The sequence below is a fragment of the Dietzia sp. DQ11-44 genome, assembly GCF_014145205.1.
In the GTDB taxonomy this organism is placed as follows: Bacteria; Actinomycetota; Actinomycetes; order Mycobacteriales; family Mycobacteriaceae; genus Dietzia; species Dietzia natronolimnaea.
Window position 1 is genome coordinate 1 of sequence record NZ_JAALEC010000514.1, and the last position, 3,251, is coordinate 3,251.

The window sequence follows — 3,251 nt, forward strand, 5'->3', positions numbered from 1 at the left end:
GAGGGACACTGTATTGGCAGCCGAGTCGCTGTCGCAGCCGACACCGGGAACCGACGCCGGTGGACGTAGACTGTGCCCCGTCAGAGCCCGGGACAGACCGCCGTCCAGATCGCGGTGGGTCCGACGGTCCCTCGCAGACCACCAGAAGTCTCCCGATGAAAGGACCACCGCAGTGCTGCGCACCCATTCCGCCGGCCAACTCCGAGCCGCCGACGCGGGGGACACCGTCACCCTGGCCGGCTGGGTCGCGCGCCGCCGGGATCACGGCGGGGTCATCTTCGTCGACCTCCGCGACTCCACCGGTGTGTGTCAGGTGGTGTTCCGCTCCGAGGAGATCGCCGAGCGTGCGCACCGTCTGCGCAACGAGTTCTGCGTCTCCGTCACCGGCGTCGTGGACCGCCGCCCCGAGGGGTCGGAGAACCCGAACCTCGCCTCGGGTGAGGTCGAGGTCGACGTGGTCTCGTTCGAGGTGCTCGGTGAGTCCGCGGCCCTGCCGTTCCAGCTCGACGACGAGGTGGGTGAAGAGGCGCGCCTCCGTCACCGGTACCTCGACCTCCGTCGCGAGGGGCCCGGGTCCGCGCTACGGCTGCGGTCGAAGGTCAACTCCGCCGCCCGGGGCGTCATGGCCCGCCACGACTTCGTGGAGATCGAGACCCCGACGCTGACCCGGTCGACCCCCGAGGGTGCGCGCGACTTCCTGGTCCCCGCGCGGCTCCAGCCGGGCACCTTCTACGCCCTCCCGCAGTCTCCCCAGCTGTTCAAGCAGCTCCTCATGGTGGCCGGGATGGAGAAGTACTACCAGATCGCCCGCTGCTACCGGGACGAGGATTTCCGCGCGGACCGGCAACCGGAGTTCACCCAGTTGGACGTGGAGATGAGCTTCGTCGACCAGGACGACGTCATCGCGATCGCCGAGGAGATCCTCACCGAGGTGTGGGCCACCGCCGGTTACCGGATCACCACGCCGATCCCGCGCATGACCTATGACGAGGCGATGCGTCGCTTCGGTTCGGACAAGCCGGACCTGCGGTTCGACATCGAGCTGGTCGAGTGCACCGGGTTCTTCGCCGAGACACCGTTCCGGGTGTTCAAGGCTCCCTATGTCGGCGCGGTGGTCATGAAGGGCGGGGCGTCGCAGCCCCGGCGTCAGCTCGACGCGTGGCAGGAGTGGGCCAAGCAGCGCGGGGCAAAGGGCCTGGCCTACATCCTCGTCGGCCAGGACGGCGAGCTCGGCGGCCCCGTGGCCAAGAACCTGTCGGAGGCGGAGCGCGCCGGGATCGCCGCGCACGTCGGCGCGGAGCCAGGTGACTGCATCTTCTTCGGCGCCGGAGGGGTCAAGTCCACCCGTGCGCTCCTCGGTGCGGCCCGCGGTGAGATCGCGGACAAGCTCGGACTGATCGACCCGGAGGCGTGGGCGTTCACCTGGGTGGTCGACGCGCCCATGTTCGAGCCCGCCGACGACGCCACGGCCGCCGGTGACGTGGCGGTGGGCTCGGGGGCGTGGACCGCCGTGCACCACGCGTTCACCTCCCCCAAGCCGGAGCACCTGGACACCTTCGACACCGACCCGGGTTCGGCCCTGGCGTACGCCTACGACATCGTGTGCAACGGCAACGAGATCGGCGGCGGGTCCATCCGCATCCACCGCAAGGACGTCCAGGAGCGGGTGTTCGGAGTCATGGGAATCTCGCAGGAGGAGGCGCAGGAGAAGTTCGGCTTCCTCCTCGACGCCTTCTCCTACGGCGCGCCGCCGCACGGCGGCATCGCGTTCGGGTGGGACCGCATCTGTGCGCTGCTGGCCCGCACCGATTCCATCCGCGACGTCATCGCCTTCCCGAAGTCCGGCGGCGGTGTCGACCCGCTCACCGACGCTCCCGCGCCCATCACCACGCAGCAGCGCAAGGAGTCGGGAATCGACGCCAAGCCCGTGACCCGCGGTCAGGGGACCCAGGCGGAGCCCGCGTCAGCCGGGTAGCCGCCCGACCAGCCGCCTCGGCCTCAGAGGTGGAACGCCTCGAGCGCCGGGCGGCCGTCCATCCCCGCGTGGTCCAGGCCGAACAGCCGGGCGACGGTCGGTGCCACGTCGAGTGTGCGGACCGGGCGGTCGACGGTGCCGCCCCGACGCACGATCCGGTGCCCGCCACCGACGAAGAACGGGATCCCCAGGGTGACCTCGTGCCCGTGGTTGCCGGGGATCGGGTTGGAGAACGGGGTGGGGTCGGAGAAGCGCCATCCGGGATGGCACGTGGCCACCAGGTCACCGCCGAGTCGACCCAGCGAGAGCTCGGCCGGATCGTAGAGTCGGTTGACCCCCGGCAGCGCGCCCACGACCTCACGCAGTCGCCGCAGCGAGGCGTCGCGCTCGTGAGCGGGACCGAGGTAGGCGAACGTATCCGCCCCGCCGTTCTGGGCGATTCCGAACCGCCCTCGGATCGCCGGGTCCGCCTCGATCGCACCGGCCGCGCTGATCAGGCTCAGCGGCTCCGACCAGTCCATCCCGTGATCGGCCAGGACGATGACCACCGAGCGCTCCCAGCGGCCGGTCGAGCGGAGGAACTGCTCGAGGTCCCAGAGCTTGTGATCGGAGTTGGCGACCGCCTGGTTGCGCGCCAGTCGCAGGGAGGTCCCCGACAGGTCCATGTGTCCGAAGCGGTCCATGTCACCGAGGTTGACGAAGGTCATCCGGGGGGCGTGGTCGGTGATGGTCTGCTTGAGGGCCTCGATGGTGAACCAGTCGAGGGAGTGGTCGGTGATTGGCACGAGCGGGAACGGCGCCCACTGGACGCTCGCGCGCCCGCCGAACAGTCCGTGGAGGTAGTCCTTGCTCAGGACACTCGCGGTGGTCAGGCCCGCCTCGGTGCGGATCCGGTCGAGCACGGTGGGCGCGCGGAGATCGTCGGGCCGGTCGAGCGTCCGGTCGGTTCCGGCGGCGTGGTCCCAGATCGAGTTGGCGGGAACCCCGTTGCGCTCGGGCAGGACCCCGGAGACCATCGCCGCGTGGTTGGGGAGCGTCTCGGCGATCATCACCGACGACGCGTCGGTGAACCTGGTCCCCTCCGAGGCCCACCGGTGCAGGGTGGGGGCCTGCACTGGAGTGAGCTCGTCGGGCCGCATCCCGTCGGTGACGAGAACGTAGACGTCGAGGTCGTCGGCGACCGGTCGCGTGGGGTTGGCCCAGACCGGAGCGGGGTCGGCGAGCAGGGTGACCCCCACCGCGCCCGCGGCGGCGACCACGCCGGCCCCGGCCAGCG

At 70.7% G+C, this 3,251-nt stretch carries 2 protein-coding genes; one reads left to right on the plus strand and one right to left on the minus strand.

Annotation, left to right across the window (positions count from 1 at the left end):
- Nucleotides 1-172 precede the first annotated feature (172 nt).
- A complete protein-coding gene (gene aspS, locus G6018_RS12765; protein ID WP_182639797.1) occupies nucleotides 173-1,975 on the plus strand; it encodes an aspartate--tRNA ligase in 1,803 nt (600 codons plus the stop codon).
- Between the two features lie 23 nt (nucleotides 1,976-1,998).
- On the opposite strand, the gene G6018_RS12770 is transcribed toward aspS, so the two are convergent.
- On the minus strand, nucleotides 1,999-3,249 hold the full coding sequence (locus tag G6018_RS12770) for an alkaline phosphatase family protein (RefSeq protein ID WP_241732091.1): 1,251 nt from the start codon (nucleotides 3,247-3,249) through the stop codon (nucleotides 1,999-2,001).
- Between the last annotated feature and the right edge of the window lie 2 nt (nucleotides 3,250-3,251).